Origin of the sequence: Azospira restricta, assembly GCF_016858125.1 — a bacterium.
In the GTDB taxonomy this organism is placed as follows: Bacteria; Pseudomonadota; Gammaproteobacteria; order Burkholderiales; family Rhodocyclaceae; genus Proximibacter; species Proximibacter restrictus.
This window is the reverse complement of record NZ_CP064781.1, coordinates 3778213-3796785: the sequence shown is the minus strand read 5'-3', so window position 1 is coordinate 3796785 and position 18573 is coordinate 3778213. Positions and strand designations below refer to the sequence as shown.

15 protein-coding genes are annotated in these 18573 nt (G+C 59.8%); 4 read left to right on the top strand and 11 right to left on the bottom strand.

Features of this window, described 5'->3' with window-relative positions; all coding sequences use genetic code 11:
* From IWH25_RS18040 to IWH25_RS18030, 3 genes are read left to right on the top strand one after another with little or no spacing between them, the layout of a single operon-like run.
* Nucleotides 1-1956 (top strand): O-linked N-acetylglucosamine transferase, SPINDLY family protein, encoded by a 1956-nt coding sequence (locus IWH25_RS18040; RefSeq protein ID WP_203387141.1) that lies wholly within the window; start codon nt 1-3, stop codon nt 1954-1956.
* Nucleotides 1953-3872 (top strand): hypothetical protein, encoded by a 1920-nt coding sequence (locus tag IWH25_RS18035; RefSeq protein WP_203387140.1) that lies wholly within the window; start codon nt 1953-1955, stop codon nt 3870-3872. The genes IWH25_RS18040 and IWH25_RS18035 overlap by 4 nt, the downstream gene beginning before the upstream one ends.
* Nucleotides 3873-3910: 38 nt before the next feature.
* Nucleotides 3911-5341: an FkbM family methyltransferase gene (locus tag IWH25_RS18030; RefSeq protein ID WP_203387139.1), complete on the top strand. Its 1431-nt coding sequence runs from the start codon at nt 3911-3913 to the stop codon at nt 5339-5341.
* A gap of 8 nt (nt 5342-5349) precedes the next feature.
* Here IWH25_RS18030 and IWH25_RS18025 read toward each other — a convergent pair whose 3' ends face one another.
* Nucleotides 5350-6552: a hypothetical protein gene (locus tag IWH25_RS18025; RefSeq protein WP_203387138.1), complete on the bottom strand. Its 1203-nt coding sequence runs from the start codon at nt 6550-6552 to the stop codon at nt 5350-5352.
* A 154-nt stretch (nt 6553-6706) separates the two neighbouring features.
* On the opposite strand from IWH25_RS18025, the gene IWH25_RS19285 reads away from it, so the two are divergent.
* Nucleotides 6707-6886: a type IV pilin protein gene (locus tag IWH25_RS19285; RefSeq protein WP_203387137.1), complete on the top strand. Its 180-nt coding sequence runs from the start codon at nt 6707-6709 to the stop codon at nt 6884-6886.
* Nucleotides 6887-6898: 12 nt separating this feature from the next.
* Here IWH25_RS19285 and IWH25_RS18015 read toward each other — a convergent pair whose 3' ends face one another.
* From IWH25_RS18015 to IWH25_RS17970, 10 genes are read right to left on the bottom strand one after another with little or no spacing between them, the layout of a single operon-like run.
* Complete coding sequence (locus IWH25_RS18015; protein ID WP_203387136.1) at nt 6899-8578, bottom strand: hypothetical protein; 1680 nt, start codon at nt 8576-8578, stop codon at nt 6899-6901.
* Entirely contained in the window at nt 8571-9794 is a 1224-nt protein-coding gene (locus tag IWH25_RS18010; RefSeq protein WP_203387135.1) for a glycosyltransferase, read from the bottom strand. The genes IWH25_RS18015 and IWH25_RS18010 overlap by 8 nt, the downstream gene beginning before the upstream one ends.
* Nucleotides 9795-9822: 28 nt before the next feature.
* Nucleotides 9823-11484 carry a class I SAM-dependent methyltransferase gene (locus IWH25_RS18005; protein WP_203387134.1) on the bottom strand — a complete coding sequence of 554 codons (1662 nt, stop codon included), beginning with the start codon at nt 11482-11484 and terminating at the stop codon, nt 9823-9825.
* Nucleotides 11481-12698, bottom strand: coding sequence for a glycosyltransferase family 4 protein (locus tag IWH25_RS18000; RefSeq protein ID WP_203387133.1), 1218 nt, complete (start codon nt 12696-12698; stop codon nt 11481-11483). The genes IWH25_RS18005 and IWH25_RS18000 overlap by 4 nt, the downstream gene beginning before the upstream one ends.
* Nucleotides 12695-13426 carry a glycosyltransferase family 2 protein gene (locus IWH25_RS17995; RefSeq protein ID WP_203387132.1) on the bottom strand — a complete coding sequence of 244 codons (732 nt, stop codon included), beginning with the start codon at nt 13424-13426 and terminating at the stop codon, nt 12695-12697. The genes IWH25_RS18000 and IWH25_RS17995 overlap by 4 nt, the downstream gene beginning before the upstream one ends.
* Before the next feature lie 44 nt (nt 13427-13470).
* Nucleotides 13471-14736, bottom strand: a complete 1266-nt coding sequence (locus IWH25_RS17990) for a glycosyltransferase (protein WP_203387131.1) — start codon at nt 14734-14736, stop codon at nt 13471-13473.
* Nucleotides 14733-15635, bottom strand: coding sequence for a class I SAM-dependent methyltransferase (locus IWH25_RS17985; RefSeq protein WP_203387130.1), 903 nt, complete (start codon nt 15633-15635; stop codon nt 14733-14735). The genes IWH25_RS17990 and IWH25_RS17985 overlap by 4 nt, the downstream gene beginning before the upstream one ends.
* A 15-nt stretch (nt 15636-15650) precedes the next feature.
* Complete coding sequence (locus tag IWH25_RS17980) at nt 15651-16616, bottom strand: hypothetical protein (protein ID WP_203387129.1); 966 nt, start codon at nt 16614-16616, stop codon at nt 15651-15653.
* Nucleotides 16617-16639: 23 nt separating this feature from the next.
* Nucleotides 16640-17272, bottom strand: a complete 633-nt coding sequence (locus IWH25_RS17975; RefSeq protein ID WP_203387128.1) for a class I SAM-dependent methyltransferase — start codon at nt 17270-17272, stop codon at nt 16640-16642.
* A 16-nt stretch (nt 17273-17288) separates the two neighbouring features.
* Nucleotides 17289-18572: a flippase gene (locus IWH25_RS17970; protein WP_203387127.1), complete on the bottom strand. Its 1284-nt coding sequence runs from the start codon at nt 18570-18572 to the stop codon at nt 17289-17291.
* Nucleotide 18573 lies beyond the last annotated feature (1 nt).

Genomic DNA, 18573 nt, shown 5'->3' with positions numbered 1-18573 from the left:
GTGGGAAAAGACAAGAAGAGAAGGAACCGAGGTGCAGCACCGAAGCATTCGGTGCTCGATCCGGAGTCGATGGCGCTGCTGCGTCTGGTCGACGCCGAGAAGTACGACGAGGTCGAAACGGCGGCGCGGCGCATGCTGGCCAAGCGGCCGGGGCATTCGTTGGCGATGAAGGCGCTGGGGTTCGCGCTGATCGGCACCGACCGGTACGAAGAGGCGCTCCCGGTCATCGAGGCGGCCATCGCCCGTTCCCCGAACGATCCGGAGCTGCACAACAACCGCGGCATCGTGCTGTCGATGCAGATGCGCTGGGACGAGTCGACCGCCTCCTTCCAGCGCTCGCTGGCGCTTCAGCCCGATGATCCCGAGACGCTGAAGAATCTGGGGGTGGCCTATCTCCGGATGCACCGCTGGAACGACGCCGTGCCGCCGTTGCTGCGCGCGATCGAATGCTACGACGGCGATTTCGTCGAAGCGATCTCGATGCTGGCAGATGCCCTGTTCAGCGCCAACCGGGTCGAGGAGGCATGGACCTGTTTCAACGAACTTCACCAGGGGAATCCGGACGATCTCGGCGTGTTGTCGCAGTTGCTCGCCGTCAATCTGAAGCGCTGCGAGTGGTCGGAATTTCGCGAGCACCTATCGGCCATGCGGGAGAAGTCGGCCGGATTTTCGGTGCCGTCCGGCAATCCTTTCGTGCCGCTGGCCTGGCCGGGTCTCTCCAGTGCCGAACTGAAATCGATTGCGCACCACTACTTGCGCTCGCAGATCAGACCCCCCTATCTGGAGGCCGATGACAACGATTATGGTCGCCTGCGCGTCGAGCAGCCGAAACGCCTGAGGATCGGCTATTTTTCGGCGGATCTCCGCAACCACCCGGTCGGACAGGTGATATCGGAATTGATCGAGCGCCATGACCGACAGCGTGTCGAGGTGATCGGCTACTCCCTGGGGGGCGACGATGGCAGCGAGGTGCGGCGAAGACTGCAGGTGGCGTTCGACCGTTTCGTCGATCTCTCTGGCGTCGGTGTCGTGGAAACCGCGAAGCGGATCCGTCAGGACGACATACACATCCTGATCGACCTTCATGGCTGGACCGCAGAGGGAAGGCCGGAAGCACTTGCCCTGCGCTGTGCGCCGATCCAGGCGAACTGGCTCGGCTTTGCGGGAACGATCGGCCATGAAAAGCTGGCCGACTACCTGATCGGCGATCCTGTTGTGACACCAGTCGAATCGGCCCAATTCTATTCGGAGACACTCGCGCATCTGCCGTGGTCCTACATGCCGGTCGACACCAGGACGCTGCCGGGGCCGATGTCGACCAGAGTGCAGGCCGGCTTGCCTGAATCGGCCTTTGTCTATTGTTCGTTCAACAACAGCTACAAGTACAACCCCGACGTGTTCGACCTCTGGAGCCGGATTCTGCGCGAGACGCCGGACAGTTGCTTGTGGCTCGGCGCAGTCGGCGGCGACGCGAAGCCACGGCTGACGCAAGAGATGGTCGCGCGTGGCGTGGCCGCCGAACGGCTGATCTTCGCGCCTCGTGTCGCAGACAAAGTGGACCATCTCGCCCGTATGCAGCTGGCCGATGTGGCGCTCGACCCGTTTCCCTACAATTCGCACTCGACCGGGGGGGACGCCTTGTTGGCGGGCGTGCCGATGGTTGCACTCCTCGGCGAAACGTTTGCCGGGCGCGTGGGTGCAAGCCTCCTGCGTGCCGCGAGGCTCGAGTCGCTTATCGCGCATACGCCCGATGAATACGCCGGGATAGCGATCGCTCTTTACCGGGACCGCGAGCAGCTTGGCAGGTACCGCGCACATCTGGCCGACAGGCCGGCCCTGCCGGTGTTCGACATGGCGGCGATGGCCGGCGCACTGGAGGATCTCTACTTCCGTATGTGGCAGGACTATACGGAAGGCGTTCGCAGACCCCTAGTCAGCGGCCTTTCGGAGTGTTGAGCGCGCCCCGGCGATTCGATGCGGCGCTGATCGTCGCCGGCGCCACGTTGTGGATGGCGGCGCACCCTTACGCCGGTATTTATCAGGACGCGAATCTGTATCTGCTGATGGCGCTGAATTGGCTGGCGCCGGAAGCGTATGCCAGAGACCCGTGGTTTCTGTTCGGCTCGCAGGATTCCTATACGCTGTTTTCCCCTCTCTATGGGGGGCTCATCGATCTGGCCGGTATCGCGGACGGTGCGCGTGTCCTCGTCGCGATGGGGGGCTTCCTCTGGCTCGCCGCTTCGTGGTTCGCGGCGAAGCGGCTGTTTTCCGAGCCTCTGCCACGATCGGTTGCCTTTCTTTGCTGTGCGGTCTTTTCTCTCAACATATCGCCGGCCGGCAGTACGTTCGTTCTTAACGAAAGTTTTGCCACCGCGCGGGTTTTGGCGATTCCGCTCGCGATTGCCGCGCTCGTGTTTGATGTCCGCCAGCGCCCGTTCGTCCCCTGGCTGCTGGCTGCGTGTTCGGTCGTCCTGCATCCGCTGTTCGGGATTTGGGCCGTGTTCTGCCTCGTTGCCACTCGGCTTTCCGAACGATGGTTGGCCGCTGCGGTAATCGCGGGCCTGCTGCTGCCGTTGCTGACATTGTTGCATCCGGCGGCTTCCGCCCTGCAGGCGCTTTCGCCGGAGCGCCTGACGTTTCTCCAGGAGACCACGCGGGACCTTCTGGTGCTGGGGAACGACTGGCGGCAACTGAATTCCCTTTTGTTCTGGCTGGCCGCGTTGCTGATCGGCGGGGGCTGGGGGGCGGAGGGCTTTCGTCGCACCTATCGGGTGTTGGCGCTGCTGGCAGGCGCTGGATACTTGCTGTCGGCGCTGGTATCGAACTACCTGCCGATGACGATTCTGGTGCAGGCGCAACCCTGGCGGGCGGTTTGGCTGGCGGCCTATTTTTCGGTGTTTGCGCTTATCGATGTGGCGTGGCGCACCGGGCGTGCCGATGCGGAGGGCTGGTATCGAGTCGCGTTGATCGCTGCAATACTGATCCTGTGTCGGCCATTTGCCGGGGTCCTGTTGATGGCCGCCTGGGTGGCTTTCAGTGCCGCACCACGGTTGATCAATCGCCTGTCGTCGTCCGCCGGGCTGCTTCGTGTATTGGCGATCATTGCGACGCTGTTTGCGCTGCCCGGGTTCATTGCCGACGTCCGCCTCGAAGGGGAGGCGCTCACGCACCTTGGGTGGACGGTCGAACACACGTTGCGGGGCATTGTCGGTGGCGGTGGCTTCGGGGTGGGGCCCGTACTCCTGTCCTGCCTATTGCTGGCACTCCTGTCGCGGCCGTTGCTGGCATTTCCGATGTTGTTGGCCTCCCTGGCTTGGGTCGCCGGTCACTGGGACACTCGCGACCTCGCGGCCAGCCGTTGGGAAGGGGCGTTTCAAGCCGGAAGGCTGGCGGCATTTTCCGGGTTTCATCGAGGGCAGACCGTCTACTGGCCGGGGCGTGCCCAGGACGTGTGGTTCGGGGTCGGCACGGCGGCCTATGTCGGTGAGTATCACTTGTCGGGGCTCGTGTTTTCCGAGCAGCGGGTCTTGCTTGTCGGCCAGCGTTGGAAACGGGCCGCGGTGGCCTCCGTGACCGAAGCTGCACCATTGTCGATGGCGGAGGAGGTGCGGGTTCTGGCCGAATTCCGAAGGCGGCACCCGGAGAGGCACTACGGCCGGGATCATCCCGGCGACTACGTGACCAAAGCGCTGACGCCCGCCGGGGTGGTCTATTTGTGCGCGGATCCGGCGCTCGACTGGGTCCTTGCCCACTGGCCGGAGGTTTCCGGTCAGTCAGGCCTACCGGTGGACAAGCGGGTGAGCGGCGGCAGCAATCTCTATGCTTACTCATGCACAGACTTCCGCAGTCGTTACGCAGAGAGTAGCCTCTAAGCCAGAAATTCCGTCTGGCGTCACTGAATGTCATCCATATGCTGAACATAAAGACCAAACAGGGATACACGATATTCGTTCCCGAATATGTCGATAACTCATCGACCTATGTCCTTCTGGAAAAGGAGGAGTGGTTCGAGCGGGAACTGCCGTTTCTGGTTCGATGGCTTCGGCCTGGAATGCGTGTGATCGATGTCGGCGCCAATCTCGGTGTCTATACACTGGCAGCAGCGCGTGCGGTCGGTGCTGGCGGACATGTGTATTCCATAGAGCCGGGTGCGCATCCGCGGAAGTATCTGGAGGCGAGCTGTGAAACCTCAGGTCTGGGCAATGTATCCATCATCCCGCAGGCAATCTCGGATTTTGATGGCCATGGGTATCTCAAGGGGGACGACAGCGAGCTGGCGTCCTTGGCCGAGCATGTCGATGAGGGCGTGGAGGTCGAAACAGTCGCCGTGGCGAGACTGGATACCCTGGCCGACAGAATGGGATGGGATGGCGTTGAATTCCTGAAGATCGACGTCGAGGGGGGCGAGCATAAGGTCGTCACCGGCGGCTGGGAATTTCTTCGGAGAAATTCGCCGCTGATCATGTTCGAGTTCCGCTCTGATGCGGGTACAGACTCTCGTGCTCGACGAGAACTTGAGGCACTCGGCTATCGCATTTATCGCATTCTGGGGAACGGGGAGTATTTGGTTCCTGCGCCGGAATGTAAAGAACTGCCGGTCCACGATTTGAATCTGTTTGCCGTTAAGGGTGACAGGATTCGTGAACTGGAAGCCAAGGGCTTGCTTGTCGATTCGGAAACGGAGATCGATGCGGCCGATATGACCGATTTCCTCGATCTTGATTCGTGGATCGCTTCGCCCTTTGCGACGAGTCTCGAAATGTCGCGGGAAGACTTCTCGGGTTGTTTGCAGGACCGGGTGTTACTCAATTTTCTTGTTTCGATAAATCGCAAGGCGCCGGCAAGGGTCCGGTATGGGGCCCTGCTCTACGCGTGGTCAACATCCCGATCGCTAATCTCGGCTCATCCTTCGCTCAACCAATGGCTCACCCATTCTCGCCTGGCCTGGGAACTCGGTGACGTAATGGAGACGCTGGCAGCCAACAGGTATGTCAATGAGCGAATCCGGTCCGAGGCGGTTGCCGGTCTGTTCGTCCCGCCCTTGCCGAGGTTTGACAATATCGCGATTGAACCGGGGTATGAACTTGATTGGTTTTCTTGCGTTCTAGGTGAACAAGCGATACGAAGTGTTGCGCATTCAACAGCATTCGAGCCGCAACTGGAGAAGACCTTGTTGGTGCTCTGCACGAATCGCTATGCCACACCGGAAATGGCACGAGCGCTGATCCTCAGGCGGTTGTGGAATGGAAACACGGACGATATTACTGACGGCCTTTGGCAACTCGCGTCTGATGGATTAAATCCACAGATTTGGAATCCTTCGAGTTGGGGTGGCATTTGATAGGAGCCTTAGCGCGCTGCGCGTCGGCGCTTGACGAGCGAGGCTGCCAAGAGGATAAGGGGAATTGTTCCAAGCGGCAACAAGACCCAGTGCCAGACATCGGTGAATGGCGCATTCGAAAGAAACACATATAGCTTTCCACGCAGGATGCCGTCAGTGCTAGTGTGTGGCAGTCGCCATAAAAAGACGTATAGGAAGGCGATTGCGATCTTTTCTTCTACATTAATTGGCAGAAAGAATCTAAAGGCCGCTCCGCTGCAAGCAACGAATATCGTCATATGCAGCACAATCAAGCTGATCCAACGCCCGTAATCAACGCCAACAAGAAAGAGCAGTGCTCCGAAAGTGCACGAAAACAGCGCAAGCGAAGTGTGCTTGGGTGACCAGTTCTGGCTTCTGGATACGAGGATTGCCAGTGGCACGAGTGCAAGAATTAAACCGAAAAAATATCCGATGCCAGCCATTTGCAGGGTGGACAAGCTGGCCTGGAAGCTTCGCTCGATTCCCCAGTCAAGTAGTTGCGGGCAGTCGATTCCCCGCCAAGAGTCGCAAATTGCACGGCGAATCAGTTCGCTCTCCCCTGTGTGCATGGCGACAAAGGGGGCGACAGCTACCGTTGGCAGCAATGGCCAAATGCTCTTCTGCCGAAGGATCAGCAGACTTGCATGGAAAGGCAAAAAAAATAGCTGCAATTCGTGCGTTAACATCGAAGCCAGCAGCAGAGCAGCGAGGACGCTTCTGTTTATCTCCGGAAAACGGGCGTGAAATGCAAAGACTGCGATGGCGACAATGTCTGCTCGATAGAGCGCTTCAGTGTCAGCGACGGGAAAAATGAATGCGGCGGGACAAAAAAATATCAAGATGATCAAAAATCTTGACGATACAGATGCCGCGAGCATTTGTATCGTCAGGTAAGCCGATCCCACGTACAAGACGTGATAGGTGGCAGCGAGGAATGCCCGTGGATTGACCCATGGGGACAATTGGAATGCCACTTCGCCAAGAAACCCTCTGCGAACGAAGCCCCCTGCGTAATTCACGCGGAGATGGCCGAGAGCAAAGTCGGTGTTCGCCAGAACGACATACGCATAGGTCCCGAGCAAAGTCAGCAGGAGTACGGCAGAGAATCCTCCGGCAGGAACCGGAGCTACACCCGAGTATTTCACAACAAGCGATCTTGCCGTGCCCAGAGCTTTCGCCCACGCTCCCATCTTGTTGGCTCCATTTGGATTTGCTGAATAATTTTACTTCGTCACATTCGCTCAACGGCTGATGCTCCAAGCATGAATGGGTTGAATCCTTGGGTTTGGAATCGGTCAAATTAGAGAAGGTTATCTCGCAATTGACGACGTGGAGGTGGTGTTCGTGAAGAAACTCGACGGATTTACCCTGATCGAACTGATGATCGTGGTGGCGATTGTCGGCATCCTGGCGGCGATCGCCATCCCACAGTTCTTTGAATACACGAAGCGGGGCGAGGACAAGGGGGCACAGTCGGACGCGCGGAATTTCCTGACCAGGGGGACTGTCGCTGCAAGCGAATGATCTTCCCGGACGTCAGTCCCTCTTGATCGATGCTTCCTGCAGGCGCTGTCGTGGAGTTTGTGATGGAGGCAGTTGGTAGGTTGTTCCGTACAGGTTGGAACCAATGAATTTGGCGTCCGGAAAATTGGTACGGAGAAATTCAATATCCCGCCGTCGTCCGAGACTGACAAATATGGTCGGGGCGCCGCTGAGGTCGGGCGGGTTCTGCACGAGAAACAGCCCCCAGTTGCCGTAACTGTTCTTGAAGATGATCTCGCTTGAGGCCCCCGTGTGCGGGGGGAGATGGCTCCAGTGTTCCTTTGTGTGGAAGTACATGATGAGCGCCTTGGTCGGGACGAGCGTGATCAGGCAAAGAAGAGCCGCGCGCATGACCTTGTTGTAGCTTGGCGACTCGGGTGCGGTTCGCGTCCATCCTTGCAAGGTCGCTGTCGCCAGCAAGGGCAGCGTTAGCCATGCCGGGTGAAAATAGCGGTTGCCCCAGCCGAATCCCTGGTCGAACGGGATAAAGAAGTACCCCGCCAGCGTAAGCAGCGCCGAGGCGGCCAGGCAGCGCAGCCGGACATCTTTTGTTACGGGAGCGATGCACGCCAGCAGGATCAGCGCGGGGGCACTGGACAGAACCAGTTTGACGAATCCCACCGTACGCCACTCGAGAATGTCGAGATTCGGAAGAACGAATGCGCTGGTTGCAAAGGCCGACAATCCGGCGGTGGAATTCGCAGCGATCGGCGCAGCCGGGAGTGCTCCGCCGCAGGGCAGCGGGCAACTGCTGTTGAGTCTGAGGATCGCCCAGCCGACGCCCAGAATCAGGGAAAGCGGAAGGTAGCCCGCCAGCAGTGCCGTCGGCTGCTTCCAGTCGAACGGGCGTCGAAAAAGTAACCACAGTGCCCAGGGAGTGGCATACAGGATATGCGGCAATGGATTGTGCAGCACCAGTGCAACGGAGCCTGCAACCCCGGCAAGGAAAAGCCTTCCCGTTGACGGGCGCACGACCAGCCACGTGAACAGCGCATTGAACAGCAAGTGCGCCGGCATGGCGTAGAACGTTACGCCGTTGAGCAGAAAACAGGTCGAAGCTAGTGCCAGCAGGAGGACGGCGCCCCGGGTTTCGCTTTCCGCAAACAGTTCTCGCGCGATCGCCGCCAGTAGAAAAACGGAAAGGCCTGTCAAAGCGGGGTTGCACATCCAGGGAACGCCGAGTGCTGCGAAGGGCGCAAGAAGCAACGAGAACCCGGGCCAGTACGGCGAGAGAATCGTTCCCTTTCCCCAGTCGGTCAGGAACAGATCGGGGGAAATCAGCAGGTGGTGCAGCCATTCACGGGGATAGGTTGCGAACAATTTCCCTTGGGCGAACGTGTGCGCCTGAAACCAGAGGAGGTACTCGTCGGTCGATAGCGGCCTGCCCTGATAAATCAGCGGCGACAGCAGCGACAAGGCGGCGAACACCGACAAGCCGATCGCTCCGGGATGCTCGCCGATCCGTGCCAGCACTTTCCGGTAAGGGATGCGTCCGCGATCCGGCAAGAAGAGCGACAATGCCAGCGCCAGAAAGACCGGGTACGAGATGACGTCGTCGGCATAAAGAATCTCCCATAGCGGGCGCCCCTCCCATGGGAAATACAACAGCAACACTCCGCAGAGGAGGGTCAGGAGGAGGTTTGTCCTGGGAAGGTGCGCCGTTCGGTCACTCATCAAATACGGCCGACTCGAATGATCCCGGTCTTTGTCGCGTGTATTCCCACGCCGTGCAGGCCCGATCGCGCAAGGAAGTAAAACGCTCGTGGAAGAGTTGAGCGGAAAAGCGCTGTGCGTTCCGTCGGCAGTCTTCCGGTGAGATGGCGGCGAGGGTGTGCTCGTGCAGGTGAATGGTTTCCGACAAGGCGTCCGGGGTTTGCCGGGTGAAGAATACGCCGGTTCCATTGGCTGATCGTGTGGCGTCGATGACAGTTTCAAGTGCGCCGCCCTGCCCGTAGGCAACGACGGGGGTGCCCGCCGCCTGCGCCTCGACCGGGGTGATGCCGAAGTCCTCGTTGGCAGCAAATACGAGCGCTTTGGCTCGGGCAAGATATTCGGCGACCTCGCCATCCTGCCGGCGACCGAGGAATTCGATGTTGGTGCCCGACATCTTTTTCAGATTGTCGAGTTCAGGCCCGTCGCCAATGACGAGCAGTTTTTGCTCCGGCATCAGTCCGAACGCACGGACGATCAGGTCAACGCGCTTGTACGAGACGAGCCGGGAAACCACCACGTAATAGTCGTCCTTCGCGGCGGCGATGGAGAAACGATCCAGGTCGGCCGGGGGGGGGATCACCCATGCCCGGCGTCGATAGGTCCGCCAGATCCTGCGGGCGACGTTATGGGAATTGGCGATGTAGAGATCGACGTTGCTTGCCGTCTGCCGGTCCCAGTGGCGAAGACGATGGAACATCAGCCTCGCTAGCCAGCCTCGCAGTCCGCGGTCGATGCCGTAGTCGGCAAGGTATTCATGATGCAGGTCCCAGGCATAGCGCATCGGCGAATGCACATAGCTGAGATGCAATTGCTCCGCGTTGGTCAGCACGCCCTTGGCGACCGCGTGATTGCTGGAAACGATCAGCTCGTAGTCCCTGAGATCGAGGGACTCGACTGCGAGCGGCATCAGTCCGAGGTAGTACCAGAAGTGGCTGCGGGCAAACGGAAGCGACTGGATGAACGTCGTCGTCAGCCTGCCGTGATTGATTCTGGCTCGCGCCTCGCCCGGAAGAAAATCGATCAGCGCGAAAAGGTCCGGGCGCAGGAAGCAGCGGCTGATTTCGGCCAGCACGCTTTCGCTTCCCCCCCAGTCGGTCAGCCATTCGTGTACGAGCGCGGTTCGGTTCTGATTCATCTGCGTCGGTGCGATATTGTCGTTCAGCAGGGTAGCGGACAAGGGCGACGGCGGATCGAGATAGCAGGCGTTACTTGACTGCAACGAGATTCAGCGAGATTCGGTGGCCGAACAATCTGGCTTCGCTGGTGTCGTCAAAAAGGCCAAATGATTCGACTTGTTCAAGACTCGAGAATCCGGCGTGCGACAAGTACAACGCCATCATGTCGAAGTCAAAACCGGTGTAGTGAAAATCATGTGGGTCGGCTTGCGCTCCGAACATCGTGGCCATGATCTTGGCCTTTTCCTCCATGGTTCGCTCTGGGGCTGTGAAGAGAGAACAGAGGACAGCAAGATCGGGCACGGCGACGTAAAACCTGCCTGACGGCACCAGCACCCGCTGAATGCCTTTCAGAACGTCAAGCAACTCCCGATGTGGAATGTGCTCGAGGACGTGTGATGCATAGATCTCGGTGACCGAGTCGTCGGCAAACGATGAGAGATCCTTTATGTTGCCGATGATGTCGATTTCCGGCCGGGAGCTTACGCCCATGATTTGCCAGCCGTCTCGGCGCTGCCAGCCGCCGATGTGGAGCCGCAGTGCGGTCTGGTTTTCGCTCGCACTTTCGCTATATGCCGTTCGCCGGCCATTATCGCTTCCGCGGATGCCGGTGCGTCTCAGATAGAGCGCCATGCCGTAATGTGCCTGCGCCGCTTCAACGCTAAACTGACCGTCGATCAGTAGCCACAACGCATAGAGCATTTGCTCGACCCGGTTAACCAGCATGTGGTGTTCCAGGGCATATCGGTGCCGGGCACGGGTGCCGTCCTCTCCCATTGTGTCGAACAGCGCCAGCGCCTTGCGGGCCGCCTCACGTACGTCTGCCAGTTCCAGCGACGGCGTGTGGACGATGCCAAGCCGCTCATGTTCGATAGGAGGAATCACTGTATCGAAATCGTCGATGATGTCGGGGACGATGATGATCTGGCCGGTCAGCAAGGCGTCGAAGACGCGGGTCGATAGATCCCTGCCCATTGGCACAATGACCGTCGCCTTGTACGAGGCCCAATCAAGAAAGCGTTCTCGTCGCGACAGTTCGAAATAGCGAGCACGCTCGGCTTTTGTCATGACGAAAACGTCGGCCTCTTCCAGTCCGTCGCGATACGCCTCGAGCACACGCGTTCGCAGTTGGGAGGCGGGCGCCTGCACCAGATAGTTGATGAGGAGTTTGTGACAGCGCGGCCGGGAAAGGGATTCGTCGAAGAATTCCGCTGCCTGCTTCGTCGTCCATTGTGCGCAACACAATGGAATGTGAGGGCCGACCGGGGTGACCGGGGTGTGAAGATAGCCAGCTTCGTAGTCATGACTGGCGAATACGACGTCAGACGCCAGGGACGTTTTGACATTGGCGATGTGGGAAACATGGTTGTCCCAAAGCCATGAAACGATCAGCGTCTCATCGCCGACTTGCTGGCGGAGTTCCCACAGCTTTTCCGGTTCGTTCTCACCGCCGTGCACCGACGTAAGGACGATGTCGACCTTCGCTGCCGGATCAAATGGTATGTATTCGAAGGGGTGAGGAGCAAAGGCGGATAGTTCGGCGTCGAGCAGCGTCGGTTCGGGAAAGTAACCGTTCTGGAATGCGGACTGCGCACGCTCCGACGGTACGAAGGTGTAACGAATGCCGCCCTTGTCCTTGAGTCGCGAAAGTTTTTCGTTAAGCTCATTCGCGCGGCTGGAAGACCAGTTCATCTGTTTTTTGGTGAAGTTCGGTTAGTAAGGACAAAATTGAACACCGACTCGTAGTGCGATAGCCAAGCTTCGATGTCGCCGAAGCTCGATGAGGCGTTACGGCCGCTGTTCGCAAGTTGCTCATAAAGCGGGTTGTCGTCAATCAATCGTTGCATGCAGGCTGACAAGGCGCCAGGGATGTCGGGATCATACAGCAGGCCGTTCCGGCCATCGGCAACCACCTCTGGAAGGCCGCCGCGCCGCGCCGCGATGACCGGCCTTGACGCGAGGCCGGCTTCGATGGCCGCGAGCGAGAGCGCTTCGTGGCATAACGAGGGAACGACCAGGGTGTCGATCCTTGCAAAAAAATCCTGTGCCGGCATCTGCCCGACGAAGCGAATCGGCGCCGGGTCGGCGATTCGCTGCAAGTGGGCGATGTATGCCGGTTCACCTGTGCCGGCGATTGTCAGCGTAGCGGATCCCGTGGCGATACCGTCGCGGAAGGCGCAGATCAGCGACTCGATGCCCTTGTGTGCGGTCAGCGCGCCGAGGTAGCCGAACCTGTGGGGGCCCCCGACAACCATTGGCCCCGTCTTTTCGGCAAAGGGCAGGTTGCGCGTGTTGTAGATGACGAAGCGTGGCACGCCAGCAAACATCCCGTTCCGGGTCACCCTGTCGAGCGTGAAGGCGCTGACACCGACCACAGCCGAGGCGCTGGCGCTCAGGCGGCGGTGCGGCCAGCGGGCGAGGCGGCAATCCAGGCAGTGCTTCGCGCAGGGTTGGTCGTTGCGATAGCAGGTGCTCAGCGGGCAGATGAAGTAGTTGTCGTGCAGGACTTGCACCAGCGGAACCCTCATCCGGTGAGCGGCTGCAAGTGCGGCAACCGAGAAGCCGGGCAGGTTGTGGGAGCAGACGAGGTCGGGTGTCAGTTCCCGGATGATCTGCTCGACCTTGCGACCCATCGGCGCGTTGTAGATGTCGACAGCGTGCCACAGGCGCTTCATCCAGACGGACTTCCCTGCCGCGTCGAGATTGCGGTAGAGGTTGATCAGCGGAATTCGGATGATCCGGGTTCCGTCGACCGTTGTCTCATCCTCGACTCCTGACGGGCTCAGGGTGAGTACGGCAACTTCGTGGCCGCGGCCGGCCAGGCCGCGCGCCATCTGCTCGGCGACGATTTCGGCGCCTCCCCGGGCGTTGGGCGGATAGAGCGCGGCGAGCAGCAGGATCTTCATGGTTTTAAGAGGCTTCTGACGGCGACGCTGGCTACCGTCTTGGCGAACTGCAGGTACCAGGCCAGCGGCACGCCGCCGGCGTCTCGGAGCACGCGGCGCAGTTCGAGGACCGACGGTATGGCCTGGTCGAGCTTGGTCGACACACCGCCAGTCTGCGCCCCGGCAATGATCCTCGGGAAGAACGTGGCACCTCGGCTCAGCAGTTCTTCGCGCAGGAACTTGTAGTCGGCGGCGATCTTCAGCTCGGCATCGAATCGCCCGTGCTCAAACAGCGAACGATGGTGCATGCTGGCGACGTGGGGGACGGTCATCGCATGCGGAAAGCGTCGTGCCGCAACCGACCACGGCTCGCCCTGGATGCCGAGCGCCTCGCCGCTTTCCCCGAGCTTCATGATCTGGCCGTAGACGAAGCGGGTGGTGACCGTCTCGGCGAAGAAGGCGCGGTAATCGCCGAGGACGTCGGCGTCCCAGAAGTAGTCGTCCGCCCCGAGGAAGCAGAGCCATTCTCCGCGTGCGATCGCGACGGCCTTGTTCCATGCGTCGTAGATTCCCCGATCCGGCTCCGAAACCAACCGACTGACGAGATCGCCGTGGGTGGCGACGATCGACAGCGTTCCATCGTTGGAATTGCCGTCTATGACCAGTACCTCGAATTCTCGGAAACGCTGTCTGGCAATGCTGTCAAGACAGCGATGCAGCGTGCGGGCGCCGTTGTGCGTGGCGATCACGACGCTGAAATAAGGAGATGTCGTCCGCATCGTCAGGCCGTGTGTTACCCGTTCGTCGGTAGACTGTCGACGGCCTGCCGATAGACTTCCAGATACTGCTTCGCGACGATGTCCGGGTGCCACAGTAGGACAGCCCGTTGCCGCGCAGCGACGCCCAGCGAGCGGCGGCGATCTTCGTCGTCTAGCAGCCAGCGCAGCCCTTCCGCCAGATCGTCCGGATCGTAGGGGCGTGCCAGATAGCCCGTGTGCCGGTGCAGCACGGCATCGGGCAAGCCAGTGCAGTCGAAGGCCAGCACCGGGCAGCCGCAGGCCTGTGCCTCGGTTGCGACCTGCGGCAGGTTCTCCTGCCGCGACGGCACGACGGTGACGTCGGCCGCGTTGTAGAGCAGGGCCAGCGAGAAGTCGTCTTGGATTCGCCCAAGCCACCGCACGGGCAGCGGCAGCTCCGGAGGCGGCGATGGTTGGCTGGCGCCGAACGCCACGCAGGTGACTTTTTCCTGCATCGTTTGTAGGCGGAGTCTGGCCAGCGCCCCGAGCAAAAGATCGTAACCTTTGCGCGGATCCTGTCCGCCGCCGAGGGCGCCAAAAAGAATCAGTCGGCCGTCCTGTGGCAGATCGAGCGCATGCCGGCAGAAGGTGCGGTCGAGCGGCTTGTAGAGGCCGGTGTCGAGCGCGTTGGGAATCACCGTCAGCGGCCAGCCGGACATCAATGCGCTCCCACGGGCGCAGGCTGCGAGCCAGTTACTCGGCGCCACCAGCAGCATCGGCCTCCGCCATGCCTGTCGCTTGTCGTGCCAGGCCAGACGGTCGAGGTCGATGCCTGTATCCGCGGGGTTGCGATTGTCAGCCGTGTAGCCCCGTCGCCAGCGAGCCGTGGGCGAGTCGTCCGCATAGTGCTCGGTTCCGCAGAAAGGCCACATGTCGTGCAGCGTCCAGACGATCGGTTTCCGGATCCGGCCGATATCCGCAATCGACATCGTTTCGTCGCCGAGCCAGTGCAGGTTGATCACATCGGCGTTGGACGTGTCGAGCAGCCGGGCCCACCGGGACGGCATCCGGTTGGCGGAGTGCGGCGCCGTATTGGTCGTTCTCTGCAGTCGCTTGTACAGGTCGCCCATCGGCAGGCGCAGCCGGTCTGCGAGCTTGCCGTGCCAGTTGCCGGAGCCTTCCGCCGACGGTTCGTCGCCGGTTTTGTGGCGAACACGCATTCGGGCATGTATGCCTTGTCCAAGTAAGGCGCGGTGCAGTCTAGTTGCGGCACGGGCCGCTCCGCCGCCGCCGTCGGAGTTCGAGACGAGGAGAGGGGTCATCGGTTCAGTTTCCGTCGCAAGGCATCCCATCCGTCCCCTAGAGCGTTCAGTACGGGACCTAACGTCTGGCTGGCGCGTTCCATATTCCTTAGCTTTGCAAGGTCAGGCGCGCCACTCCTGACGAATATCTGGGCATGCTCTGCCCCGGGGACCCTGCCGACGTATTTCAGTCCGAGGCATGGCACAACGAATCGGAACGTGTGCCGCAAATGAAATGTGGCCGGAAGATGGCATTGAATCACCGGGAAAAAACAGTTCGCGATGATCGCGAATCCTCCCGGCTTCAACGCTCTCGAAAGTGCATTTGTGGTGCCGAGGGGATCCGCCACGTGCTCAAGTATGTCTTGGGCAATGATGAGATCGTATCGCTCGTCATCGAGGCTTGGAAGAAAGGAAATGCGTTCGTTTCCTGCCGATAGTGCCTTGGCAACAGCCGTGACATAGGGCTCGATCACGGCGACGCGGGCTGCCTCTGTGTGGGTCGATATCGTGCGCGCGAGTTCTCCGAATCCGCCGCCGTAATCGGCCACTTCCTTCGTTCCCAGCCGTCCTACGTAGTGTGCAATTGCGATTCTATGGGATGCGGAAATCGGGTCTTGAGCAGTGAATACGCCGTTCGCGATCCAAACGGGGTGGCTGTAGTACTGCTGAAGGAGCGGCTGGTCCGGGACTTTGTTGTTCAAGCCGTAGGCAACCCATATCCGGTCCATTTCGGACCAGAGCCATTCGATGCTTGGCAATTCCAGCGGGAGCGAGGCCAGATACTTCCGGTCCGAAGCGCCTAGAAGGTGGGCCGGAAGCCGAAACCCCCATACCGCAATCGTGTCAGTGCTCACTTGGCTTGATGTCAGTGGATGGCGTTGCCGCAAGAGCGTGCGCGAATGGATGCGGTCGGCCATCGAAGGAACCGCGGATCACGGGCGTCCCCGTAATGCAGAACGGATGCTGGACAATGATGCCATCAAGGCGTGAACGAGAGGGATTTTTTCAATGTTTCTTCTTGTGATCGCGAGTGCCGAAATTCCGAAAACATGGCGATCGGTCCATCGGTCCGCCCATTCATCGCGAATGACCGCGGTCGGGTGTCGAAGCGGGAAGGCGATACGTTCCAGGCCTGGAGTGCCCGATTCGGTCGAGGTTCGTGTCGTATGGGTTGCGTCAACGCCAAACCCGATATTGGTGACCAGATTACGAGCCGGCAGCACCGTCAGCCCTTCTCGTGTCCAGCACGAGAAGGTCCACCGATATGCCCATGAGTCAATTTTTTTTCCTTCATGGGCCAAATCAAAAATGCTCGACCAATAGTGAGAAAACAGACGGGTCCCTCCCCCCATAGTGAGTAACCATCCGGTGTTCCGGAGTTGCGGCCACGCTTCCATTTCCTTGTCGTAGTGCTGCCAGGCTCGTCGCCAGGTGGCCCAACCCCAGCAATGGTTGTATCGGCTGAAGAAATAGCTGTATTCCGGCTGATGGTTGGCGCCATGGAAGTGACTTGCAGAGATGCACATTACCCGTTCTTCGTTTTGGAATCGCGCAAGCATTTCGCTGGCGAACGGGAACCAGGAGGCATCTGGCAGGCAATCGTCTTCCAGAATGATTCCCTGCTCTTCGCATTCGAAGAACCAGTCGATCGCGGTGCTGACCGCGACGCGACAGCCCAGGTTTTTCTCCCGGAAAAGTGTCTTGACGGAGCATGGCCAATCCACTGCTGCGGCGATTTCCCGAGCCTCTTTGCAGCGTTTCTGGTCATCCGGGCGGCCAGCTCGTGGTCCGTCTGCTGCGACGTAGAGCCTTGCCGGGGCGGCTGCCTTGATCGCGGCGAACACGCGTCGGGTCGTTTCCGGGCGATTGAAAACAAGGAAGAGAACGGCCGTTTCCATGGTGGCTTCCCGTCAGCGATGAACTAGAGACCGAGAAGGTTGCCGTCTCGATAGAAAATCGACGTTTCGCCTCTGGCGCTGGAGATCGGCGCATAACCGATGAACTCGATACGTCGCCAACCCTTGCTGAGCAATTTTCTGATGCTTTCCTGGTAGTGCTCACGCCAGCTGTCGTCAAGGATGATGATTCCGTCATCGGTAAGTGCCTGCGGACAGTGCTGAAGGCAGCTGGCACGATCCCTTCCGTCGATAACCACGATCTCGAACGCATGGTCGTAGGCAAGGCTTGCTCGTGCATAGTCTCCTTCGTTTTCAAGGGAAATGTGCTTAAGGGTGCAATGAGGGGGGAGCTTGGGGCGTGTTCGTGCATACCAGTCGGGGTCGTGCTCGATGCTCACGACTGATGCGGCACGTGCTGCCCACCAATAGGTACTGTTGCCGCAGCCATATTCAAGCACGCGTATGTTCTTGGGCAGGTGACGGCTGAGGAATTCGATTGCCGGGTAAGTCATCCAGGGGATCGGTTTGCCTTGGGCGTCGATAGATTCCTTGCGGTGCCAGCTCAAGAACCAGCCGTCCTCCGAAAGCGGGCCGTTGTTGATCAGGTCGGCCAGCGGACGAGCGTTGCCGACCAGTTTGACGAAGGTTTTCAACATTCGACGTGTCCGTTCATTACTTTGGCATACGGGGGAATAGCATGGCGATGCCACAGGCCCGTGTTCTGGAAAACAACAGCAGGCTGAAGGTGGCAATGAAATAGCTGCACAGCGCCGAGATCGCGGCTCCTGTCAAACCAAGTTTCGGAATCAATAGGAAATTCAGGGTGACGCTAGCTACCCCGCCAATGAATGTCCGGTATAGGGAATACCGAGTAAGGCCCTCCGCAATCAGCCAAAGACTGGACGCGCATCCCAGGCCGACGAACAAGCCGCTCCAGATGTGAATCGAAAGAACTGTGCCGGCCGACGTGTAGGCCGGTCCGTATAGCAGCAGGGTGATCTCATCGCTGAGCAGCGTCACCGGCAGCGCAACTGCGCCACCTAGAACAAACATGCTGCGGTATATCCTGAACTGAATGTGCCGGTATGTTTCCGCGCTGGCCGACCTTGCGGCTATGGCCGAAGGCAGCAACGCATTGCAGATGATTGTCGGAATGAAGAACCAGGATTCGCTCAATCGGGTTGCTGCCGCGTAATGACCGACGGCTTCGGCCGACAGCAAGGCTTCGATGATGATCTGGTCAATCCGGGAATAGACCGCGATGGCGAGCGCCGAAAGAAACAGCGGCCACCCCTGTCGCGCGAGAAGGCTCGCGATTGCCCAGTCGAAGCGCCAGCGCAATATGCGTCGCCCGGCCTTCTGGTAGAACGAAGCGAGAAAGATCGCAAGAATCGACGTTTCCAGAATCGAAGCTGCCGCAAACAGCGCCAAGGGCGCCTCGTTCCAAATCAATGCCGCCTTGAGCAGCGCCGAAAGGATGGTTGCCGCGCTATTGGCGATGGCGGTGTTCCTGGTCGTTGCATGCGCCTGGAAATGGAGTTCGATCAAGTTCAGCAGCTGGAAGAGGGTGGACAGCCAGATCAGCCCGACCAAAAACCGCGTTTCAGTCGTGGCGTTGCTGTGGGCAAGAATGACGCAGGCAGCGACAGCTGACAGGGCTAGGCCTGCGATGCGCATCCCGAGCGCGGTTCCGAGCAGCCGGTCTTCGCGGTCGGGCGCTTTGACGAGTTCCCGGACTATAAGGTTGTCGAGCCCCAGGGTTAAAAACCCGGCCAGGAGGGCGACCAGGTTAAGCGCGTAGCTGAGAGAGCCGAAGTCGGTGGGACCAAGGTAGCGGGCCAGCCAGATGCCTACGAGAAGGCCGCTGGTCAGACGGAGAACTTTTTCGACGAGCAGCCAGAAGGCGCTGCCCAGATAGCTCTTCATCGAGGGCATGGCGCGGTCGTGTTCGGGCATG